General features: G+C 43.3%; 15 protein-coding genes. 3 read left to right on the top strand and 12 right to left on the bottom strand.

All coding sequences use genetic code 11. From position 1 onward, the window contains the following. Positions 1-12: 12 nt before the first annotated feature. The 9 genes from ftsH to pth form a co-directional block, all read right to left on the bottom strand. A complete protein-coding gene (gene ftsH, locus AC1Z3S_RS13160; protein ID WP_461740736.1) occupies positions 13-2199 on the bottom strand; it encodes an ATP-dependent zinc metalloprotease FtsH in 2187 nt (728 codons plus the stop codon). A gap of 92 nt (positions 2200-2291) precedes the next feature. Next, the gene (gene hpt / locus AC1Z3S_RS13155; RefSeq protein ID WP_461737958.1) at positions 2292-2837 is read right to left on the bottom strand and encodes a hypoxanthine phosphoribosyltransferase; all 546 of its coding nucleotides are present in this window, start codon (positions 2835-2837) and stop codon (positions 2292-2294) included. A 59-nt stretch (positions 2838-2896) separates the two neighbouring features. Then, a complete protein-coding gene (tilS, locus tag AC1Z3S_RS13150) occupies positions 2897-4309 on the bottom strand; it encodes a tRNA lysidine(34) synthetase TilS (protein WP_461740735.1) in 1413 nt (470 codons plus the stop codon). A 205-nt stretch (positions 4310-4514) separates the two neighbouring features. Then, the gene (locus AC1Z3S_RS13145) at positions 4515-4961 is read right to left on the bottom strand and encodes a S1 domain-containing RNA-binding protein (protein WP_461740734.1); all 447 of its coding nucleotides are present in this window, start codon (positions 4959-4961) and stop codon (positions 4515-4517) included. A gap of 56 nt (positions 4962-5017) precedes the next feature. Then, positions 5018-5470, bottom strand: a complete 453-nt coding sequence (locus AC1Z3S_RS13140) for an FtsB family cell division protein (protein ID WP_461740733.1) — start codon at positions 5468-5470, stop codon at positions 5018-5020. Between the two features lie 63 nt (positions 5471-5533). Then, positions 5534-5803 carry an RNA-binding S4 domain-containing protein gene (locus tag AC1Z3S_RS13135; protein ID WP_461740732.1) on the bottom strand — a complete coding sequence of 90 codons (270 nt, stop codon included), beginning with the start codon at positions 5801-5803 and terminating at the stop codon, positions 5534-5536. Further along, complete coding sequence (locus AC1Z3S_RS13130) at positions 5804-7372, bottom strand: putative polysaccharide biosynthesis protein (RefSeq protein ID WP_461740765.1); 1569 nt, start codon at positions 7370-7372, stop codon at positions 5804-5806. Positions 7373-7528: 156 nt separating this feature from the next. After that, entirely contained in the window at positions 7529-11065 is a 3537-nt protein-coding gene (mfd, locus tag AC1Z3S_RS13125; RefSeq protein WP_461740731.1) for a transcription-repair coupling factor, read from the bottom strand. Between the two features lie 75 nt (positions 11066-11140). Next, entirely contained in the window at positions 11141-11701 is a 561-nt protein-coding gene (gene pth, locus AC1Z3S_RS13120; RefSeq protein ID WP_461737964.1) for an aminoacyl-tRNA hydrolase, read from the bottom strand. A 560-nt stretch (positions 11702-12261) separates the two neighbouring features. Here pth and AC1Z3S_RS13115 point away from each other — a divergent pair. Both AC1Z3S_RS13115 and AC1Z3S_RS13110 read left to right on the top strand, forming a co-directional pair. Next, the gene (locus AC1Z3S_RS13115) at positions 12262-13233 is read left to right on the top strand and encodes an L-lactate dehydrogenase (protein WP_461740730.1); all 972 of its coding nucleotides are present in this window, start codon (positions 12262-12264) and stop codon (positions 13231-13233) included. A gap of 140 nt (positions 13234-13373) precedes the next feature. Continuing rightward, positions 13374-14768, top strand: coding sequence for a L,D-transpeptidase family protein (locus AC1Z3S_RS13110; protein ID WP_461740729.1), 1395 nt, complete (start codon positions 13374-13376; stop codon positions 14766-14768). Between the two features lie 1170 nt (positions 14769-15938). Here the strand turns inward: AC1Z3S_RS13110 and AC1Z3S_RS13105 are convergent. From AC1Z3S_RS13105 to AC1Z3S_RS13095, 3 genes are all read right to left on the bottom strand, one after another. Next, positions 15939-16703 carry an amidohydrolase family protein gene (locus tag AC1Z3S_RS13105; RefSeq protein ID WP_461740728.1) on the bottom strand — a complete coding sequence of 255 codons (765 nt, stop codon included), beginning with the start codon at positions 16701-16703 and terminating at the stop codon, positions 15939-15941. Between the two features lie 211 nt (positions 16704-16914). Next, entirely contained in the window at positions 16915-19587 is a 2673-nt protein-coding gene (acnA, locus tag AC1Z3S_RS13100) for an aconitate hydratase AcnA (RefSeq protein WP_461740727.1), read from the bottom strand. A 21-nt stretch (positions 19588-19608) separates the two neighbouring features. Continuing rightward, entirely contained in the window at positions 19609-20925 is a 1317-nt protein-coding gene (locus AC1Z3S_RS13095; protein WP_461737969.1) for a CitMHS family transporter, read from the bottom strand. 268 nt (positions 20926-21193) lie between these two features. On the opposite strand from AC1Z3S_RS13095, the gene AC1Z3S_RS13090 reads away from it, so the two are divergent. Further along, positions 21194-22006, top strand: coding sequence for a GntR family transcriptional regulator (locus AC1Z3S_RS13090; protein WP_461737970.1), 813 nt, complete (start codon positions 21194-21196; stop codon positions 22004-22006). Positions 22007-22127: the final 121 nt, after the last annotated feature.

Genomic DNA, 22127 nt, shown 5'->3' with positions numbered 1-22127 from the left:
TTCAATTTGTGCTTATTTGTAGCGGTCTTCAAAGTTGTTACGGTCATAATCTGAATCATCATGATCGTCGTCATCTTTTTTGTCTGCTTTTTCTTCAGAAATTTCTTCAGAGACTTTATGACTTTCTTGGTCAGCCTCTAATTTAACTTCCTCCGTTTCCTCGTGAAGCTCTTGTTTGGCAGCTTCAAAATCACGTTTTTCTTCGGCTTGCTTTTGCGCATCTTTTTCTTCTAAAGCACGTTTCGCTTCTTCAAAGGTTTGCGCTTTTTCGCTTGGGAAATCGCTGCTAGCAGCATCATCCGGCATCTTGCCTTCTTCATATAATGATTTGATTGCCTTAGCATCAAGGGTTTCAAATTCTAATAATTTTTGGGCAATCAGTTTGTGTTTGTCTCGGTTCGTTTCAATAATTTCCCGAGCTTTATCATGGGCTTCCACTAAAATCTTGCGGACTTCTTGGTCGATTTCAAAGGCAACTTGTTCAGAGTAAGCCTTAGTTTGACCATAATCACGGCCGACGAAGACTTGGTGATTGCCTTCATACTGAACTGGTCCTAAGCGATCGCTCATACCGTATTCAGTAACCATGCTGCGGGCCAATGAAGTAGCTTGTTCAAAGTCATTAGAGGCACCAGTTGATTGAACGCCGAAGACGATTTCTTCTGCCGTCCGACCACCGAGTAAACCAACGATTTGTTCAAACATATCTTCTTTGGTCATTAAGAATTGGTCTTCTTTTGGTAAAGCAATCATGTAACCGCCAGCGCGGCCACGAGGAATAATCGTTACTTTATGGACAACCCGGGCCCGGCTTAAGACTAAACCGACAATCGTATGACCGGCTTCGTGATAGGCCACCATTTCCCGTTCTTTTTTGTTGATTACCCGATCTTTTTTAGCAGGTCCGGCAATTACCCGGTCTTCTGCTTCATCGATATCAGAGGCATCAATTTTCTTCTTGTTGCGGCGAGCCGCTACTAAAGCTGCTTCATTCAAGACGTTTTCCAAATCCGCACCGGCAAAGCCTGGTGTTTGTTGGGCTACAACCTTCAAATCAACATCATCAGCTAAAGGTTTGTTTCTAGCGTGAACTTTTAGAATCGCTTCACGGCCTTTAACGTCAGGACGGCCAACTAAAATTTGGCGGTCAAAACGACCTGGACGTAATAACGCAGGGTCTAAGACATCAGAACGGTTTGTTGCGGCAATCACGATAACACCTTCGTTACCATCAAAACCATCCATTTCAACTAGCAATTGGTTCAAGGTTTGTTCACGTTCATCGTGTCCGCCCCCCATACCAGCGCCCCGTTGACGACCAACAGCATCGATTTCATCGATAAAGATAATCGCAGGTGCATTTTTCTTAGCAGTTTCAAATAAATCCCGCACTCGGCTAGCACCGACCCCAACGAACATTTCCACGAAGTCTGAACCAGAAATCGAGTAGAATGGTACGCCGGCTTCACCAGCAACGGCTTTAGCAAGTAAAGTTTTACCAGTTCCTGGAGGACCCTCTAACAGTACCCCTGCTGGAATTCTGGCACCTAGTTCAACGAAGCGACGGGGATCTTTTAGAAATTCCACAACTTCAACTAGTTCTTGTTTTTCTTCTTCGGCACCGGCTACGTCAGAGAAACGCACCCGATTGGCTTTTTTGTCGGCCTCTTTGGCTTTTGATTTACCAAAGCTCATCACTCGGCCGCCACCGCCACCAGAACCGCCGCCTTGTTGACTCATCATCATATAGAAGATGAATAATAAGAAAACAATTGGTAGGAAGCTGATTAATAGAGACACCCAGACACCGCTGGAGGATTCTTCCCGGACCGTTGTGTCGACATCATTGTCTGTTGCCAGATTTAAGACTTCATTTAAAGTCGAATCATTTGGCAGTACAATCGTGGTAAAGCTTGTAGTAGAACTGCTGGTGGAGCCTAAAATTGCTAAGCCACCAGAATTGTCAACCGTTTGCGAACTAGTGTATTCACCAGTAATGCGATACACACCGTTAGCCGGTTGGATTGAGAAGGATTCAATTTCTCCATCTTCAAGTTGTTGCTTAAATGTTGAGTACTCGATATCTGTTGATTGGGAAGAATTGTTGCCGAAAATAAAATAGACAACCATCACCATCGCTAAGATTACGAGGACATAATATAAGGTATTTTTCATCATACCATTACCTTTTTTGTTCATATTCGCCCTCCCATGACTATAAGAATTTTACTTTAATTTTTTTAATCAATTCTGACCATTCAATTGTAACATAACTCACAGGGAAAAAGGCACTAATTTGTTTGATAAACTTCAGGTTTTAATACGCCGACATAAGGCAGGTTGCGATAATTTTCTGCGTAGTCTAAGCCGTAGCCCACCACAAATTCATTTGGCACGTCAAAGCCGACATAATCAGCTTGAATATCCACCACGCGACCCTCTGGTTTATCCAACAATGTCACAATTTTCACAGAGTTGGCTTTGCGGTATTTAAACAAATCCACCAGATACGCCAACGTCCGCCCGCTGTCGATAATATCTTCGACAATCAACAGGTCCCGACCTTCTACATTTGTGTCCAAATCTTTAACAATTTTGACTTCTCCAGAAGAAACCGTAGCCGCTCCATAGCTGGAAACATCCATGAAATCAATTTCCAAGTGGCCGTCAATTTCCCGAATAATATCCGCCATAAAAGGCACAGCACCCTTTAAAACACCGACGATTAAAGGACTTTTACCGGCATATTCAGCTGTCAAAACTTGTCCCAGTTCAGCACAGCGGGCTTGAATCTCCTCTCTGGTAATCAAAACTTTTTCAATGTCTTTTTCTAACATTCTCTAGTAAATCCTCCTTATTGATTTAAAAAACGAACTATTTTTTTAGCAGGTTAACATCATAAATTTTTTGCTCGATAAAGCAATGTGTAGTGTATTGTATCAGTTTCTGGAGCAATACTCAAATAGGAAAGCAGGTGGGGAACAAGCGCCAAAATCTGCTCTTCATCAGATAAAATCACTAAAGCTTCCGCCCGCTTTTCAGCCGGGATTTTTTCATCGATAAAATAGCGGCGAATTTTTTTGTGCATTTCTGACGATAACTGGATGAAATCCCCCGCCTGACGGGAGCGGTAAAAGAATTTGCTGTTTTTTGGATAACTAAATTCCCGCCGCCAAGCTGGCCATTCTTGAGCCTTTTCAGGGATTGGAACTGGCTGTTCTGTTGGGAAAATCGCCAACCAGCTAGTTTCATTAATAAAAACACCTTTTTCTGGAAGCGGCAGAGCTTTGACAATTTCAGTTGTTTCAATGGTTTCGTTTGAAATAGACTTTTCAAAAATTAGTTGTTGATAGCGCCGCCGCAGCTGCCAACCATCAGCAAAGTCCACCTGCCATTGTGGAGCCTGAGAATTTTCCAACAGCTCTTTCACTTGATTGAGTTGGCTGTTTTTCCCGACCACTCCAGTTTCACTGCGGACTCGTTCAAAAAAGTAATCCCAAAAAAGTTCTTGATGCGGCTGTGAATAAGCCAAAAAATCCGTTAAATTTAGCTGATAACTGACAGGATTTGTCTGCTTTTGGACCAGCTTTTGATAGAGCTGGGTCATCTCCTCTACTACCAGTTGATTAGCGGCTGCCAGTTTAGTTGAAAATTCCGCCAGATGAGCCACGGTCCGGGGGTTTTCTTCAATTAATAACGGCAAGACCTGTTGCCGCAGCCGGTTGCGCTGATAGAGTAAACTTTGATTGCTGGCATCTTCAAAATAGTCCAGCTGCTGCTCAGCGGCATATGCTCTCAGCCCTGCTTTTGTAAAAGACAAGAGCGGTCGCACTAGTTGCCCGTTTGCAAAGGGCTGCCTTGGAGAAATGCCCACAAAATTTTCCAGATGACCACCACGAATTAACTTCATCAGAATTGTTTCAGCAAGGTCATCTCCGTGATGGGCCGTCATCAACAGCGAAACATCATTTTGTCGCATCGTTTCTGCAAAAAATTGATAACGAAATTCCCGAGCAGCCGCTTCAAAACCGCTGGCGGGGACTTCCTGCCAGCTGGCTTCGTAAAAGGCCAGCCCCGCTTGCTGACAAAATTTCCGTAAATAATCAGCTTCCATCACAGATTCTGCCCGCAAATTGTGATTGACATGGGCGACGGCCAGTTGAAAATTTCCAGCTGGTCCTAGCCTTTGTAACAAATTCAATAGGACAATTGAATCGACTCCGCCGGAAACGGCTACTAAAATTTTTTCCTGCTGCCAAGACCTTTGATATTGCTTTTGAAATTCGGCAAATAGATTTGCTGCCGCCATTTTGCGGACCTCCTTTGCTAAAATCAAGAAAAGAGGCTGTGGCATTAGTCATGTTAACAGTTAAAATCCCGCAGCAGCTTGAACGTGCGCATCACCTTAGTTGGACTTTGCGCAAATTCATACTATTTAATTGGCATCTGCCAACTAGTCTTTGGAAATTTCTACTCTGTTACACCTAATGTCACAGCCTCTTTTTTACATCTAATTAATTGCGACGGCCACCACGGCCACCACGTTTGCCTTCGGTATTTCTTCTTAAAGAGGAAAGGCGATCATCACTGTCTTTAAGAAAAGAGCTCATCAAAGTGTCAAAATCATCTTTACCGCCGCTGTTACCGGCAGGTTTACTGAAGCTTTTCTTTTGTGGAGGACGAGGACGAAATTCTTTTTTCACCTCGGGTTTGGCATCGGCCGGTTGTTCCTGTGTTTGACGAATCGAAAGACCAATTTTCCCATCATTTCCGACTGAGGTAACTTTAACCGTTACTTCATCACCAACTGTTAATACATCATGAATATCTTTAACATACCCATTAGAAACTTCACTGATATGAACCAGACCAGTTTTGCCGCCTCCTAAATCAATAAAAGCACCAAAATTGGTAATACCTGACACTTTTCCTTGTAACTTAGCTCCTACTTCGATTGACATCTAAAAATGTTCCTCCTAATTTATTGTTACTAATTTATATAAATTAATTATTGCTTTTACTGAGCGGCGGTGTCGTCACTCGCGTTTGTACCTGAGTCCTCGGTGGTTTGACTACTATCTGTGGCAGCATCGCTGGATTCAGTAGTTCCGCTAGGCAGTACATAGACCGATTCGCCTTCCCTTGAATAAAAGAGCCTGTCGCGGGCTAATTTCAGCACGTATTGATCGTCTTGTAAAAGGCCAACATCAGTCTGCAGGTCAGCTACTTTATCCGTCGCAGTTTGGGCCTCGACTTCAGCTTCAGACTTGATATCTTCTAAATTTGCCAATTTCTGATAATTACCGTAAACGTTATAACCCATAAAGGCAAAGACGCCAATGGCCACTAGACAGATGAAAAATAAGCGGCGGCGCTTGAAAACGACTTGGCGACGCTGTTTTTGAAATTGTGCGTATTGTTCTTTTGTATAGTCATTGGTGAGTTTTGTAATTTTATCGTCTTTACTCAAGTTAATCCCCTCAGCCTTTCTAAGTTCGTTTTATTATACCAACATCTCAGAACCTTGTCTAACCTAATTCTCTGAGGAATTGACCCGTTCTTCAGATAAAATCGTATACATTTTCGCTGCGTCTTCTTTTTTAGTGGATTCATGCAGCTCGGTAATTTTTACAGCCAAAATTTTATTGCCGAATTGAACCTTTAATTCATCGCCAACCTTAACATCACTGGAGGATTTCGCCAGCTTGCCGTTGACTTGAATCCGGCCTTTATCGGCAACTTCTTTTGCCACCGACCGTCTTTTAATAATTCTCGAAATTTTTAAAAATTTATCTAAACGCATTTATTTTTTCTCCCATCTTTGAACAAATCTTAATATTTTTTCCCCGAAAGGAAACATCAGCCATTCCCGAATGGTAAACAGCCGGACTCGAATTGCTGTAATCACAAAGGCACTAGCGCCAAGAGCAACCCCTATCAGTGACCACCAAAGGGCCTGACTTCGATGAGTGTATAAGCCGCTAATCAAAATCACGCCATACAGAATGAAAATGACTGCTGTCATCACCGCCAAGCAGCGGTATAATTTACGATTAAACTGCTGTTTGCGCCAAAACTGATTGATTTCTGGCGGCAGGAGTCGAATCAGGTAGACCAATGTCACCAAGAGGCCTAAAATTGTCGACAGACTGGCTCCTACAGTACCAAGAGTATAGGTTAAGAGGCCGGTTGTCAAAAGTTTCGTAAAAAATCCCAAAAGCGCCCCCCGCAGTGGTTTACGGAAAATATTTTGACTTTGGGTGATACTTTGATACGTCTGAATCAAAGCCATCAGCCCCACCGCCAAGTCAAAGACAATCAAGGTTGGATTGCCGACCAAATCTTTAAAGAGGGCATAGTTGATAAATGGTGCCAACAGCACTAATCCTAAGGTCGCCGCCAAAGCCAAACTAGCGGTCAGCCGCAGATAAATTGTGGCATTTTTTTGAAACTGCTGTTGATTGCGGGTTAAAAAGCTCTTGGTCAAAGGCGGCAAGAAAGTCGCACTCAAAGCCGTAGCCACCACCAAGCCTAGTTGCACCAACGGCTGCCCCCGATCATAAACGCCCTTGGCAATTTTGGCGGCTTCTTCGCTGAGGCCCGCCACCACCAGATAATTTTTGACAAAAAAGGAATCCACCAGCTGAAATAAAATCAAAAAGCCGCTGTAAATCGACACTAAGCCGCCTTCAATGATAAAGCGCCGCAACAGGGCTTTGTCTGGCCAACTCCGCAGGGAAATATCCCGCGTCGACAGGCCGTGGCCATTAATTTTGCCGTCATAATAATACAAGACAGCATAGGCCAATAAGCCACCGGCAACGGAACCGGCCATGGCCAATGTGCCGGTCTGGTAAACATCCCAGCCTAAGTAATAGAAAAATAAGGCGGCGACTATAATAATCCCGACTCTTACCAGCTGCTCCAAGACTTGTGAAATCGCCGTTGGAATCATCTGCAGACGGCCTTGAAAATAGCCGCGGTAATAAGATAAGCCAGGCATCAATAAAAAGGTGAAAGAAACTACTTGTAGTAGAGGCTGAAGCTTTCTATCCCCCATCAAGCCGGCAATCCAGCCGCTGCCAAACAAGGTTAGCCCCCACAAGCCAATACTCAGGGCTGCCAGTAGCGGCATTAGCCGCTGCATCGCCTGTTTTTCTTCGGCTAAACTATTTTGAGCCGCCACATACTTTGAAACAAATTGAGGCAGACCGCTCAAAGCCAGCGTCATGGCAATTCCATAAATCGGATAAATTTGCTGATAGACGTAAAAGCCCTCGTCCCCCACCAAATTTTGAAAAGGCACCCGATAGACCGCACTCAACAACTTGGCAATAAAGGAAGCGATGGTCAAAATCGCTGCCCCCTTCATAATTGATTGCATCTCTCTGGCCATGGCTACCCTCCTTGTCTGTCTGCTCCTACTATTTTTCATTACTAATTTAGTTATTGATTTACTAATTAGCTATTACTTTACTAACTAGCTATCAATTTACTACAGCTGTGATTTTTCTTCCTTCAGCTGTTGTCATTCAACTGTCGTTAATTCTTCGGTGCTCTTTAACTGCCGCAATCCTTTGACGAAGCTGCTCAGCTCCTGCAAGAGTTCCGGCTGTGACATGTTTTTACCGATGGTCAGCTTGATAACCATTTGTTCTTTTTCAATCCCTAAAGTCGCCTTCATTTTCGTAGCGGCTAAGGCTTCAAAAATCTGCTCCACAGAAAAACGCTTGGTGCCGATTTTGCTCAAAACAACTTGGACCGTCATCTGCTGTTTGCGGATGGTCTCTAATAAAGCCCGGTCGCCGTCCATCTTCAATTGACCGATTGCCAAAAGATAGGCAACTTCGTCAGGAAACTCGCCGAAGCGGTCTAAGAGGTCTGCCTCCAGTTCCTCCAGCATTTCTTGATTTTCTAGCTCCCGAATTCGTTTGTAGATTTCGATTTTCTGGCGTTCATCTTCAATGTATTCAGCCGGAATGTAGGCATCAATTCCCAAATCAATTTCGACAGAGGTCCGCTGAATTTGGGCATTTTTACCCTGTTTGCGGGCCACTGCTTCAGAAAGCATTTGTGAGTACATATCAAACCCCACGGCATCGATAAAGCCGTGCTGTTGGGAGCCTAAAATATTGCCGGCACCGCGAATCGATAAATCCCGCATGGCAATTTTAAAGCCGGAACCCAGCTCGGTGAAATCTTTAATCGCCTGTAGCCGCTTTTCACTGACCTCATTTAAAATCTTTTGCTGCTCATACATAAAGTAGGCATAAGCCACCCGATTGCTCCGACCAACGCGGCCCCGCAATTGATAGAGGGTCGATAGCCCCATATAGTCGGCATTTTCCACAAAAAGGGTGTTGACGTTGGGAATGTCTACGCCGGTTTCAATAATCGTCGTGGTGACTAAAATATCATACTGCCCCTCAATAAAATCAAAGAGGGTGTTTTCCAGCTGCACCTCAGTCATTTGGCCGTGGGCAAAGGCGATATTGGCCTCTGGAACTAAAGCCTGCAGCTCTTCTACCTTTTGTTCAATAGTATCGACGCGATTATATAAGTAGAAAATCTGACCGTCCCGAGCTAATTCCCGCTCAATTGCCTCACGAATGGCACCGGGATTTTTTTCCATGACATAGGTTTGAATCGGATAGCGATTTTCCGGCGGTGTTTCAATCACCGATAAATCCCGCACTCCGAGCATTGACATGTGCAAAGTCCGCGGAATTGGTGTCGCTGTCAAGGTCAGCACATCAACTTGCGAGCGCAATTGTTTCAAGCGCTCCTTGTGCTTAACACCAAAGCGCTGTTCTTCATCAATGATTAACAGACCTAAATCACTAAAGGTAATGTCCTTCGATAAAATCCGATGGGTGCCAACAACGATATCAATCTTGCCTTGTTTTAATTGTTCCAAGGTCTCGTTTTGTTGTTTTTTCGTTCTAAAGCGGCTTAAAAGACCAACATTCACGGGAAAGCCTTCAAAGCGTTCCAGCATGGTTTCATAATGCTGCTGGGCCAAAATCGTCGTTGGCACTAAAAAGGCGACTTGCTTACTTTCTTTGATTGCCTTAAACGCCGCCCGCAAAGCGACTTCCGTTTTACCGAAGCCGACATCGCCGACTAAGAGACGGTCCATCGGCCGTTCCCGCTCCATATCGTGTTTGATTTCAGCGGCACTCCGCAGCTGGTCATCAGTTTCTGAGTAAGGAAAGGCATCTTCAAATTCCTTTTGGTACTGGTCATCGGGTCCAAAGGCGAACCCTTTTTCCGCTTCTCTGGCGGCATAGAGCTGAATTAAATCATCAGCGATGTCCTCGACCTTAGCGGCGATTTTCCGTTTGGTTTTGGTCCATTCGCTGCCGCCGAGCTTATTAATCCGCGGGCTCTTGCCTTCAGAAGCAACATATTTTTGAATCAGGTTCAGCTGGGTGACGGGAATAAAAATTTTATCATCGTTTTGATAAAGAATCGTCATATAGTCTTGATGGACGCCATCGACCTCCAACGTTTCCATACCGATATATTTCCCAATCCCGTGATTGGCATGCACGACGTAATCGCCGGTTTTTAGCTCGTTATAGCTTTTCAAACGTTCTGCATTCGAAATCGTCTGGCGCTTCGCTCGTTTTTTTGTCGCCTTCTGGAAAATTTCTGTTTCCGTGATCACGACTAGTTTTTCCTGCAACAGCTCAAAGCCGGTCTGAAGATTGCCGGCGACTAATTGCAGTTTGCCTTCAATTAGCTCCTCTGCCTTGGTGACCACACTGGTGACGTCAAAGTCCCGCAACATCTCCTCCATTTTTTTCAGCCGTTCATTGGAGGGTAGTAAAATCACTACGGTCTGCTGTTGTTTTTGCCAGCGGTCGATTTCGACTTTTAAGAGGGGCATTTGCCCGAAAAATTGCTGCATACTGCGGTATTGAAAATTGTAAATACCTTGAAAGCGTAGATTGCCCATCCCCTTTTGAAAAAGGGAGAAAAAACTGGTGTTCAGCGTTGATTTCGTCAATAGCTGATGGACATCGCCGCCAAAGTTCTGCTCAGGAAAAATTCGCAGCTCTTCAATTTTCAACGTCTGCCATTCTGCTGCCTCCCGCTCAATTTCCCGATTGGTTTCCATGACCCGAGAAAAATCATCGACAAAAAGCAGGCTGCCCTCTGTCACATAATCTAATAAAGTCGTTGCCTCTTGATAAAGAAACGATGGATAATAATTAGCCTGCTCACCGGGAATTCCTTGTTCCCAGGAAGCAATCAGCTGACCGAAATAATCCGTTAAAAAGTTTTGGTCAACTTTTTCTTTGGTGACAGCCAACCTTTTTTCCAATGCTACCTGTAAACTAGTGACACCTGTCTTAAGATTATCAGCTGAAAAAACCAGCTCAGAGGTGGGACTGATGGTGATTGTCTCCAGCGTTTCCACTGAACGCTGGGTATCGGCATCGAAAAAGCGCAGCGAATCCAGCTCCACGTCAAATAACTCCCCCCGCACCGGATAAGCTGTATCAAGGGGATAAATATCAATAATGCTGCCGCGAATACTAAATTCGCCAGGGCGGCCTACCATCTCTTGCCGCTCATAGCCCATTAGCACTAGTTGTTGGGGCAAGTTATCAAAGTCGATTTCAGTGCCGACCTGCCAATTTAAATGGGCGGCCTGCCAAGTATTTTTTTCCGGCAGCTGCTTACGTAAAGCAGCCACTGGGACGATGTAGATGCCCCGTTCCTCCGCTGCTAAAGCATTTAAGGTGATGACTCGATTGGCTTTGGCTTCTGGAGAGGCAAAGGCCATTTCCGCTGACATGACTTCATCCACCGGGAAAATATGAACTTCATTTTCCGGCAGCACATTTAATAAGTCCTCCATTAATTGATTGGCGTAATACAAATTTGGAGTGACGACCACAATGCTCCGCTGCATTTTTTGGTAGGCGGCGACAAAGGCCAGCATTTTGGCGCTGCTGGAAAGGCCTGTCAGCAGCTCACGATTATTTTTTTTCGACAACAGCCCAGTCCACTCTTGTAACAAAGGACTGCGGCTGATTAATTCAACCAAATTCATGATAGTGCTCCTCTTAAGGCTGTGATTTTTACCGACTAATAGTTTTCTGAACCGATAGAAACAACAACTGTTTGATTAATTAAATTTATTCATAGTATCAATAAAATTATTTTGTTCCAAGTAAAACTCGCTGGCGGCCACCGCTTGATCAATGGCGCCTTCGATTAAAGGCAGATCATCTGTGTCAAAGGGACTCAAGACATGATTGACAACACTCATCTGTCCTTTTGGCCGACCGATGCCGATTTTTATTCGATCAAACACATTGTCATTTAAATGGGAAATAATACTTTTCATACCATTGTGCCCACCGGCGCCGCCCTTTTGCCGTAAGCGGATTTTACCGACCTCTAAATCTAAGTCGTCATAAATCACCAGCAGCTCCTCTGGGTACATGCCAAAATAATTCATCAGCGGTACCACCGCTTTACCGGATTCATTCATAAAGGTCTGAGGTTTCACCAAATATATTTTTTCTCCCTTGAGGAAAAAATTGCCGACCTCGGCTTTAAAGCTATTTTCTTTAAACGTCACCTGATATTTATCTGCTAAACGGTCGACGGTCATAAAGCCGACGTTGTGCTTGGTCTTTTCATATTTACTGCCGGGATTGCCCAGCCCTACAATCATTTTCATTTTCCACCTCAAAGATTATCAGCGGCTTTTCCCCGCTCCAACACAAAATACTGGATAGCTTCACCGCTACCCAGTTTTTCTTTCAAAATTATAGCATACTCCGCTTAAGAAAACCCTGTTGAGACTTTAAGACTTCGTTAAAATTTTTGGCTGTTACACAGGCACAAGCCCTTTCTTCCCATAAGGCATTCTAGCAGCAAATTATTTTCAGCCTGCACTTTAATTCTGTTACATAATTTTCTTGAAAATTTTCTTTTCGATTCCTTTTTCCGATAATTTTCATTTAAAAATGGAAAATATTGCTCAAGTTTTCATTCTCGCTGTTTCCAATTAGAAACTTCTAGGAAAACTTTACTATTCTGCTATTTTATCAGTTCGTCATTTTTTTCAACTCTTCAAAAAATATCAAAAGGTTAGAAATCGTGAAAAATCACACATGTAAACAATTCCAAAAGAAACAGTTGATAAATCTGTATTATTTTTGCGAGCGTCTGAAGTGACAAGGGCCGTAAATGCTGTTAGTATGTGTAGTGAAATACAACTTGAAAGGATGATCCAACATGACAGATTCTGCAATCAAAAATCATCAAAAAGTAATTTTAGTCGGCGACGGTGCTGTCGGTTCCAGCTACGCTTTCGCATTAGTCAATCAGAACATTGCCCAAGAAATTGGTATTATCGATATAGCTAAAGAAAAAACTGAAGGGGACGCGATTGATTTATCCCATGCCTTGGCCTTCACTTCACCTAAGAAAATTTATGCCGCTGAATACAGCGACTGCCAAGATGCTGATATTGTAGTTTTAACAGCTGGTGCGCCGCAAAAACCCGGTGAAACTCGTTTAGACTTAGTTAGCAAAAACTTAAAAATCAACCGCTCCATCGTGACAGAAATTGTCAAATCTGGTTTTTCTGGCATCTTTTTAGTGGCGGCTAATCCAGTGGACATCTTAACTTATGCCACTTGGAAATTCTCCGGCTTTCCGAAAGAACGGGTCATCGGTTCAGGGACTTCCCTTGATTCAGCCCGCTTCCGTCAAGCAATTGCTGAATTGGTGGATGTGGATGCCAGAAACGTCCATGCTTATATCTTAGGGGAACACGGGGATTCTGAATTCCCAGTCTGGTCCCACGCCAACGTGGCCGGCCTCCAAATTTATGAATGGATTAAAAACAATCCAGATGTCGATGAAGAAGCGATGGTTAATCTCTTCTTCGGTGTGCGGGATGCCGCTTATACCATTATCGAGAAAAAAGGCGCAACCTTCTATGGTATCGCCGTCGCTTTAGCCCGGATTACCAAAGCGATTTTAGACGATGAAAATTCTGTCTTGCCATTGTCTGTTTACTTAAACGGCGAATATGATCAAGAAGGTATCTTTATCGGTGCGCCGGCGGTTGTTAACCGTTCCGGTATCAAACAAGTGATTGAAATTCCTTTAACCGATGCTGAAAAAGATCGGATGAAGGCTTCAGCTGACCAATTAAAAGAAGTCATCGACCAAGCCTTTGCCCAATTAGACAACGAATAAGCAGCAATATTTTGACGGCCAGTTTTCCTTTGGAGGACTGGTCGTTTTTAGATGAAGATAAAGTTCTCTACAAAGCTGCCTTTTTATGTTACAATTATTACCGATTGACATTTTTTGACTAACTATAAGGAGTTGCTTTTATGAGCAGAAGTGCTAGAAATGCAGGTAAAAAAGGACGCTTGAAAAAAGTTCTTTTAATTGTAATTCCAGCTGTTATTGTTGTTTTACTCGGTGGTTATGCCTTTGGAAGTAATTATTACGCAAGTCGCTTTGAACCTCAGACTTCGATTAACAATATTGACGTTAGCGGAATGACGGCCAATGAAGCTCAGGAAGCTTTAGCAAATTATTACAATGGTCAGAATTTTACGATTACCGATAACGGCCAAGAGTGGAAAACTTTACCGATCGCTGATTTAGGCGTGACATCTGATACCATCAATCAAATCAGCGCCCATCTACAGGATCAAAATAATTGGGCCTGGGGTACAGCGCTATTTTCCGATAGCGATTTATCGGTTGACAGCCTTTCATTAGATGAAGAAACTTTGAACACGGCTTTGGCTGAAATCACTAGTGAAATCAATACTTTAAATGAAGGCCGCACGGTAACTCAAGATGCGACCATTGTTAAAAACGAGACTGGCTTTAGTGTTCAAGATGCTGTTGTAGGTGATAACATCAACGCCGAAGCTGCTATGACTGCGATTTCTGAAGCGATTGCCAATGGCAGCTTCACAATCGAGTTGGAAAATTACATCACCCAACCGACCATTACTGTGGACAATGCTGATTTACAAAATCAATTAACCAGCTTAAATAACATTGCCCAAGTCAGTGCAACTTATTCGATTAACGGCACCAGCTTCCAAATTCCGACAGAAACAATTGCCGATTGGTTAACTTATACCGACGGCCAAGTTGGCTTGGATAATGACAAGGTGACCGCTTATGTGACTGATTTAGGTACGCAATACAATACGAGCACCAACCCAACCAGCTTCGCCAGCACGTTACGGGGGACTGTTTCAGTGCCAGCCGGTACCTACAGCTGGTCGATTCAAACCGGCGATGAAGTTGCTGCTTTGACAGAACAAATTTTAGCCGGTGAAGATTTCACCCGCACGCCAATTACCAGCGGTGCGACAACTGCCGACCATGCTTTAATCGGCAATACTTATATTGAAGTAGATTTAGTCAACCAGCATATGTGGTATTACAAAGACGGCGCTTTAGTCTTGGAAACGGATATCGTCAGCGGTCGACCTTCAATGGCGACCCCAACTGGTGTGAACTATGTCTGGAATAAAGAAAGAAATGCGACTTTAGTCGGTGAAGATTATCGGACACCAGTGAGCTACTGGATGCCTATTGACTGGAACGGTGTCGGCATTCATGATTCCAGCTGGCAAAGTGCATACGGCGGCGACCGCTACTTAACTTACGGTTCCCACGGCTGTATCAATACTCCGCCAGGCGTGATGGCGACATTATTCGAATCTGTTACAACTGGCACACCAGTTTTAGTGATTTAATTGCATTACCGAAATTAAAATGAAACCAAACACCGTATGGGTTGCAACAATGCAGCCCATACTTTTTTATTTCAGTAGTAATCTCTGGGAAATTTCATTTGTCAAAATCCTTTCATCCGAATTATTTCTATATATTTCAAAAAAAAATACTGTTTGAAAGCCCTAACGAAGACCTTTATACTTAAATTATAAAAATTAACATCTAAAAGAACTACGAGATTGTGCCATCAAGCAATACAACGCTGAATTTCACGAACAATATCTCACAAAAATTTTGATATTGCAGATTGCGACGAGTGATTCATGAACCGCAGTCGTACTTTCTGTCTCCTAAACAATTTAAATCAAAGAGACAAATACAACAGAGTTAAGAGTTTCATTTATTAAACATACTTATGTTACGGTTACCAAGTAAATTTAGTCTATCGAAATTTTAAGTATCAGATATGTCTATTGGTTTCCACTAACGGGGAATAGCCACGATTTACTCCTGATACTTAGCTTATTGCTAACAAATAAGAGTGGAATAACTTTTAGGTAACTTACTATTTGAAAAAAAGATGGATTAGGGGGACAATTCAATGTTTCATGTCATGCTAGTTATACTGCCTTTTATTTTGATTTTTTTACTGGTTGCCATTTTTTCTATCCTGTTTTTTGGGCTGACAACCTTGATTACGAGCCTGGTTGGAGGAACTGCCGCTGCGCTGTTTATAAAAAATAAACAGATTAAGCATCTAGTCTGGCTGGGCTTTAGTATACTAGCGGCTTTTAGCGTTCTCTTACTTCTGTTACCATTGTTATTCTTCTCTTATATAACTGTTAGTTTGTTCCTAAACCTCGTTTACTTTTTGCTATTTCTGTTACTTGGTTTCAGCTTACTGGGCTGCAAATTCACTGTCCCCATCAGCAACCAAACTGTCCGCAAGTTGTTATTTCTCTTATTTGGTTTGATTGCCTTTTTAGCTAGTGGAATTCTACTTTGGCTAGTATTCAGTTAATCAATCACCCCGTTTCTAGAGAAAAATAAAAAAAAGGAAGGAGCCAACTGACTATTTTAAAAATCAGTTGGCTCTTTCCTGTTAAATTCACTGTAAAAATTGGCAGCTTTGAAATCGTAAAACTGGCTGTTGTTGTTCTCAGAGCGTAAGAAAGCGCCCAAAACCTTCTTTAATCCTCAAAATACCATTTCTGTCCATTAGTCAGCAGAATTTTTTCGGCATCAGCGGCGGAAAATTGCCCTTGAATCAACTCCAAGTCGCTAAGGCTAAATCTTTCTCTAGCCCTCGTGCCCGGCAGGTCGCTACCGAATAATAAACCGGCAGGATTTTCGGCGAATAATTTCGGTAATAAGGCCGCCACTTCTTCCCGTGAATAATCCACTCGACCAAAGCCGGTCACCTTGACTGCAACACCGGCTGCTAAAAATTTAGCGATTCTATCCGGATTAGCTTTGCCCATGCCTAAATGATCCACCGAGGCTTTTGGCAATGACAAAATAGTCGCTTCTAACTCAGCAGACACCGTATTCATATTCAAATAAAATTCAGTTCGCCATTTGACTAAGTCGTGGACCCGTTTGGAAAAGGTTTCGATTACGGATAGGTCCGCCGCTGTGCCACGATATAAATTAAAACGAATCCCTTTGACACCAGCAGCATCCAAACGGAGAATTTCTGCATCGGAGGTTTCTGGCGGCAATTGGGTAATGCCGACAAATTTGGGACCGAATTTTTTCAAAACCGCTTCTAAATAAGTTTGATCAAAACCTTGAAAAGAACCGGCGACCACTGCTCCGCCAACCGCTTCTAAGCCGCTAGCTGCCAATTCACCTTGATAATCCTCAACCGTGTAAAACTCCGGTAAAAAGCCGTTATTTTCAATCAGTGGAAATCCCGGTTCAATAATATGAAAATGACTGTCAAAAAGCTTCATGTGTAGCTCCTCCTTTAGATATTGGATAAAATTTTTTTTCAAAAATGGAGTTATCCCACAAGTTAAACAGAGAAACATAGCCGCAGCATTTAATGCCTGTGCTATTGAACCTACCTAAAACGAATACTCATCGCTTCAGGTCGGCCTCTGTAAACTTGTAGGATAACCCCGCTAACTATCTTATCCGTCAAATTTTGACGGTGGTAACCTTTTAGTTCTCTGCAACTTTGTCCTGCAACACCTTGTTTAAAATGCCGCCTAACTGATAATAGGCTAATTCAGCATCGGTATCATAACGCAAAGTCGTCATAAAAGTAACAGTTGTCCCGTCAGGTTTGGTTGCAGTTACTTTGACATCTTGTTTTGGTACAAAGTCTGCCGGCAAATCAATTTCAATGACTTCTTCACCGGTTAAACCGTGGGTCGCTGCACTTTCTCCTGATTTGAATTGCAACGGCACTAAGCCCATCATCACCAGATTTGAGCGATGAATTCGTTCAAATGACTCAGCAATAACTGCCTTAACCCCTAACAATTTAACACCTTTTGCAGCCCAGTCGCGGGAAGAACCCATGCCGTAATCTTTGCCGGCTAAAATAACGAGTTCAGTATCCCCTTGAGTATACTGCTGGCTAGCATCGAAAATCGGTAGAATCTCATCAGTCGGGAAGAACTTGGTAAAGCCGCCGATTTTGCCATCGGCTAAAGCATTATTTAGACGTGTATTAGCTAGCGTTCCCCGGGTCATTACATGATGGTTGCCTCGACGGGAGCCGTAGGAGTTGAAGTCCTTCGGTGCAACTTGATGCTCTTCTAAATAATGAGCGGCTGGTGTACCCAAAGCAATTGAACCCGCTGGCGAAATATGGTCAGTGGTCACGGAATCACCTAATTTAGCTAAAATCCGCATGTTCTGCAAGCTTGGGGTTTTCGTTGTGCCCGCTACTTGTTCATCAAAATACGGCGGATTGGCGATATAAGTCGAGTCTTGCTTCCAATTGAAATTGGTTGAATCCGTCACTGCCAATTTATTCCACTCTTCAGTTCCTGAGAAAATTTCTTCGTAGGCTTCCCGATAGACATCAGAAGTCACATATTTTTTCGTCAGCTCATTGATTTCTGCTGTCGTCGGCCAAATATCCTTTAAGAAAACCTCGGCGCCGGCCTCGTTTATGCCAATCGCTTCTTGATTTAAATTGACCCGCAGATTGCCAGCTAAAGCGTAGGCGATGACCAGCATCGGTGAAGCCAAATAATTGGCCTTAATCAGCGGATGAATCCGGCTTTCAAAGTTACGATTGCCGCTTAGAACAGCGCCGGCAATTATCTCAGAATCAACTAAAGCTTTTTCAATAGCAGGCTTTAGTGGACCAGAATTTCCAATACAAGTCGTACAACCATAGGCGATAATATTGAAGCCTAATTGGTTCAAATAAGGCATCAAGCCGGCTTCTTCTAGATACCGAGTCACCGCCTGAGAACCTGGAGCAAAGGATGTTTTAACCTTGGGCGAAATCGTCAAGCCTTGTTCGACGGCCTTTTTAGCAATCAGGCCGGCACCAATCAAGACTTCCGGATTTGAAGTATTAGTGCAGCTGGTGATAGCGGCAATCAACACATCACCGGTTTTTAAAGATTCTGCCTTTTCTAATTCAAAAGCAAATTCCTTGTCTAAATCAGCCGGCGTCCCGCCAAAACCATGATTGCCAAGAGGCGCTGAAACAGCTTTTTCAAAGGCTTCATTTAAATCTTCCAACAAGACTAAATCCTGCGGGCGTTTTGGTCCGGAAAGACTAGGCGAAATCGTCGCCAAGTCTAATTCAATCACTTTTGTATAATCAATTTCCGCCGCTGTTGCTGCCGTATAAAACAGAGCATTAGCTTTGGCGTAAGCCTCAATTGCGGCAATTTTAGTTGCCTCCCGATTGGTTAACTCTAAATAGCTTAAGGTCTGTTCATCAATCGGGAAATAACCACAGGTGGAACCGTATTCCGGCGACATGTTGGCAATTGTTGAACGGTCAGCCAGGCTCAAGGCTTGGTAGCCTTCGCCAAAGTATTCCACAAATTTGCCGACAACATTATTTTCTCTTAATAAAGAGGTAATCCGCAGCGCCACATCAGTTGCGACAACGCCAGAAGGCAATTGACCAACCAGTTTAACACCAATCACTTCTGGGATACCAAAAATCGAAGGCTCACCCAGCATGCAGGCTTCCGCTTCAATCCCGCCGACGCCCCAGCCAAGTACGCCGAGGGAGTTGACCATCGTCGTGTGGGAATCAGTTCCAAAAACACTGTCAGGGTATAAAACCTGCTCTTTTGATTCTTGAATCACCGGCGACAAGTATTCCACGTTAATTTGGTGGATGATGCCGGTATCCGGTGGAATCGCTCGGAAATTATCAAAGGACTTTTGGGCCCATTTCAATAGTTCATAGCGTTCGTGATTGCGCTCAAATTCCTTTTTAATATTGTAGGCCATCGCTGCCGGTGAGCCTGCTTGATCGACCTGAACGGAATGGTCGATTACCAAATCAACAGGAATTTCTGGATTGATATCCAAAGGGTCTAAGCCCAGCGCTTTTGCGGCATCCCGCATCGAAGCAATATCCACCACACAAGGAACTCCTGTATAATCCTGTAATAAAATCCGTGCCGGGTAAAAGGCAATGTCTTCACCGGTGTTTTGCTTCCAGTTGCGAAGCTTCGCAATATTTTTTTCCAAATCCGCCGCAGATGATTTCCGCAACACATTCTCTAATAAAATCCGAATTGCATAAGGTAACGTCTTGATATCCAAATCATTTTCAGCTGCTGCTGCTTGAATATCAAAGTAGTCGCCATAATTTTCCAGCTGTTTTAAATAGTTAGTCTGACTCATAGTCTCTCTCCTTCGTTAAACCTAAACGGATAATGGCATCAAGCCGAAAATAATTCCTACCACCACATAGATGATAAAAATTCCGATGGCGTAAAGGGCGCTTTTCTTTTGCCATTGCCCCATGTCAACGTCTGTCATTCTCAGTAATACGTAAATAAATGGTACCAATGGACTCAATAAGTGGAAGGCTTGACCCATCAAGGAAGCAAAACCTAATTGCAATGGTGTGAAGCCGTATTGGGCACCAGATTCAGCCAAGACGGGTAAAACACCATAATAAAAGGCATCATTTGATAAGAAGAAGGTTCCTGGTGCGGATAAAATAGCAACAATCAAGCCCCAGTAGCTGCCCATGCTGCTTGGAATAACCGCAGTTAAACTGTTGGCAATGGCATCGTTCATGCCTGTGCCTGATAAAACTCCCATAAAAATTCCGGCAGCAATGACCACCATCGATACTTGACCGGCATCCGGCAAGTTGGCTTCGATGCGGGCCCTTTGATCTTTTAAGTTTGGATAGTTGATAATCAAGCCTAAAGCCATCCCGACAATAAATAAAATCGCAGAAGGAATCGTCCCCATAATCAACAGAATGATAACCGCTGCGGTTAAAATAAAGTTGACCCACAATAATTTTGGACGACGAATGGCTTGCAATTCAGGATCGGTAATCGTAGTCATTTCTAAAAGCATCTCATCGGTAAAGTCCATGATGCCTAGACGTTTCCGTTCTTTTTTACCCATGAAGTAAGCTACTACTACCATGTAGATGGTCGCTGCAATCATCATCGGCACCAAACCACGTAAAACTTCTGACTCATTTAAATTCAAGACGGTAATCACCCGGGCAGTTGGTCCGCCCCACGGCAGTAAATTCAACACGGAGTGGGAAAGAATCGTTAGAACCGCCAAGTCCAGCATACTCATCTTCAGCTTCTTATAGATGGGAACAAAGGCCGAACAGACGATAATCATCGTCGTGGTACCGTCACCATTTAAAGAAACTCCGGCAGACAAGATAACGGTTGCCATCATCACCTTCAAAGGGTCCCCTTTAGCAAAGCGAATCATCGCATTGGACAAAGGATCAAACAAACCGGCATCAATCATTAATGTAAAGAATAAAACAGCGAATAATAGCATAATTGCTGTAGTACTGGTTGTTTTCAGCCCTTCCAAGGCCGCTTCCCCTAAATTAACATCCCAGAGACCGAACAATTGCCCCGCAATCCCAAAAAGTAGCGGAACAGATGCCAAGGCTGCAAAGGGACTTAATTTTTTGGTCATAATCAGCACTAAGAAAGTCGCCACCAGTGCATACGCCATAAATGTAACCATATAAAAACTCCTCACCATTTTTTATGTAGTTGCTTAAGCATCTTTAATATAGCACCATTCATTTTTTCAATGAAAGCGATTTCTGTCCAAAAACTGTACCGCCTGTTTTTTTTCTGTTTTTTTCTGTCTGACGCTTAAAAATAGAAAAAGAAGTTTCAGCAGGCACAGATGAAGCTCTGATGAGTTTTCCCGGTAGGTCTCTTGAAAAAGAATATTAAAGTGTTTATTATAAAGGAACTAATGCCCTTACTGTAAATGGAGGTCAAAAATGAATAAGTATGGATACGAAGAAAAACTGCTGGAGAAAATTGATTTCACTCAGCGCAAGCCCCTTGCCGAAGTTGTCTATCTAGGGTTGAAAGAAGCCATTCTAGACGGCACCTTTCCTTTGGGGGAAAGGATTAATGAAAACAGTCTGGCGGTACAATTGTCAATTTCCCGCACACCGATTAGAAAAGCCCTGAATCGTTTGATTGAAGAAGATTTAGTCGACCACGTCTATGACTACGGCACCTTTGTCAAAAGCGTTAACTTAGATAAAATTCGCGAGATTTACAAAATCCGCAAATCTTTAGAGGTCCTACTCTACGATGAAGTTGCCCGCAAAGCCAATGCAGCCGATTTAGTCTTTTTGAAAAAATCCGTTCAAAAAATGCTCGAATTGGAGGACCAAAACCAGACGGATGCCCTGAATTTAGAACTCAACGACTTCAATCAACGCATCAATGAGATTGCCCAGATGACTACCTTGACGAGCATTTTGTCAGACTTACATACCTACTTCCGCAACTTCCGCAGCTTTTCCTTTGATACGCGGGAGCGCCGCAAAATTGCCACCAAGGAACATCAGATTCTCGTCCAACTCATTGAAGCTAAAGAGGCCGATTATTTAAAACGGGCCGTTGAACAACATATCAGCCACGCCGAAATGGCCGCTATCCAATTTTTTGATTCCCGAGAATTAAAGGCTGAAATGCTAAAAGGTAATTTTTATCAACCAAAAAAATCCGCCTACTGTGCACCTGACTGCCCCATCTTAACCGAAGAAGCTGCTGAGCAGGGCGGTCTTGCCGCAACCTAGCCCAGCTTAACCAAACCCAGTAGAGAGTTGTCCGTCTAAGCGACAATCCTCTGCTGGGTTTATTTTGGTGTGCTGTGTTTTACGTTAGAGAAAAATTTTTTTAAAATCTTGCTGCTTCGCT

The sequence above is a fragment of the Enterococcus sp. LJL90 genome, assembly GCF_056924355.1.
Note: the sequence above shows the minus strand (reverse complement) of the source record. Positions and strands in the feature narration are given on the sequence as shown.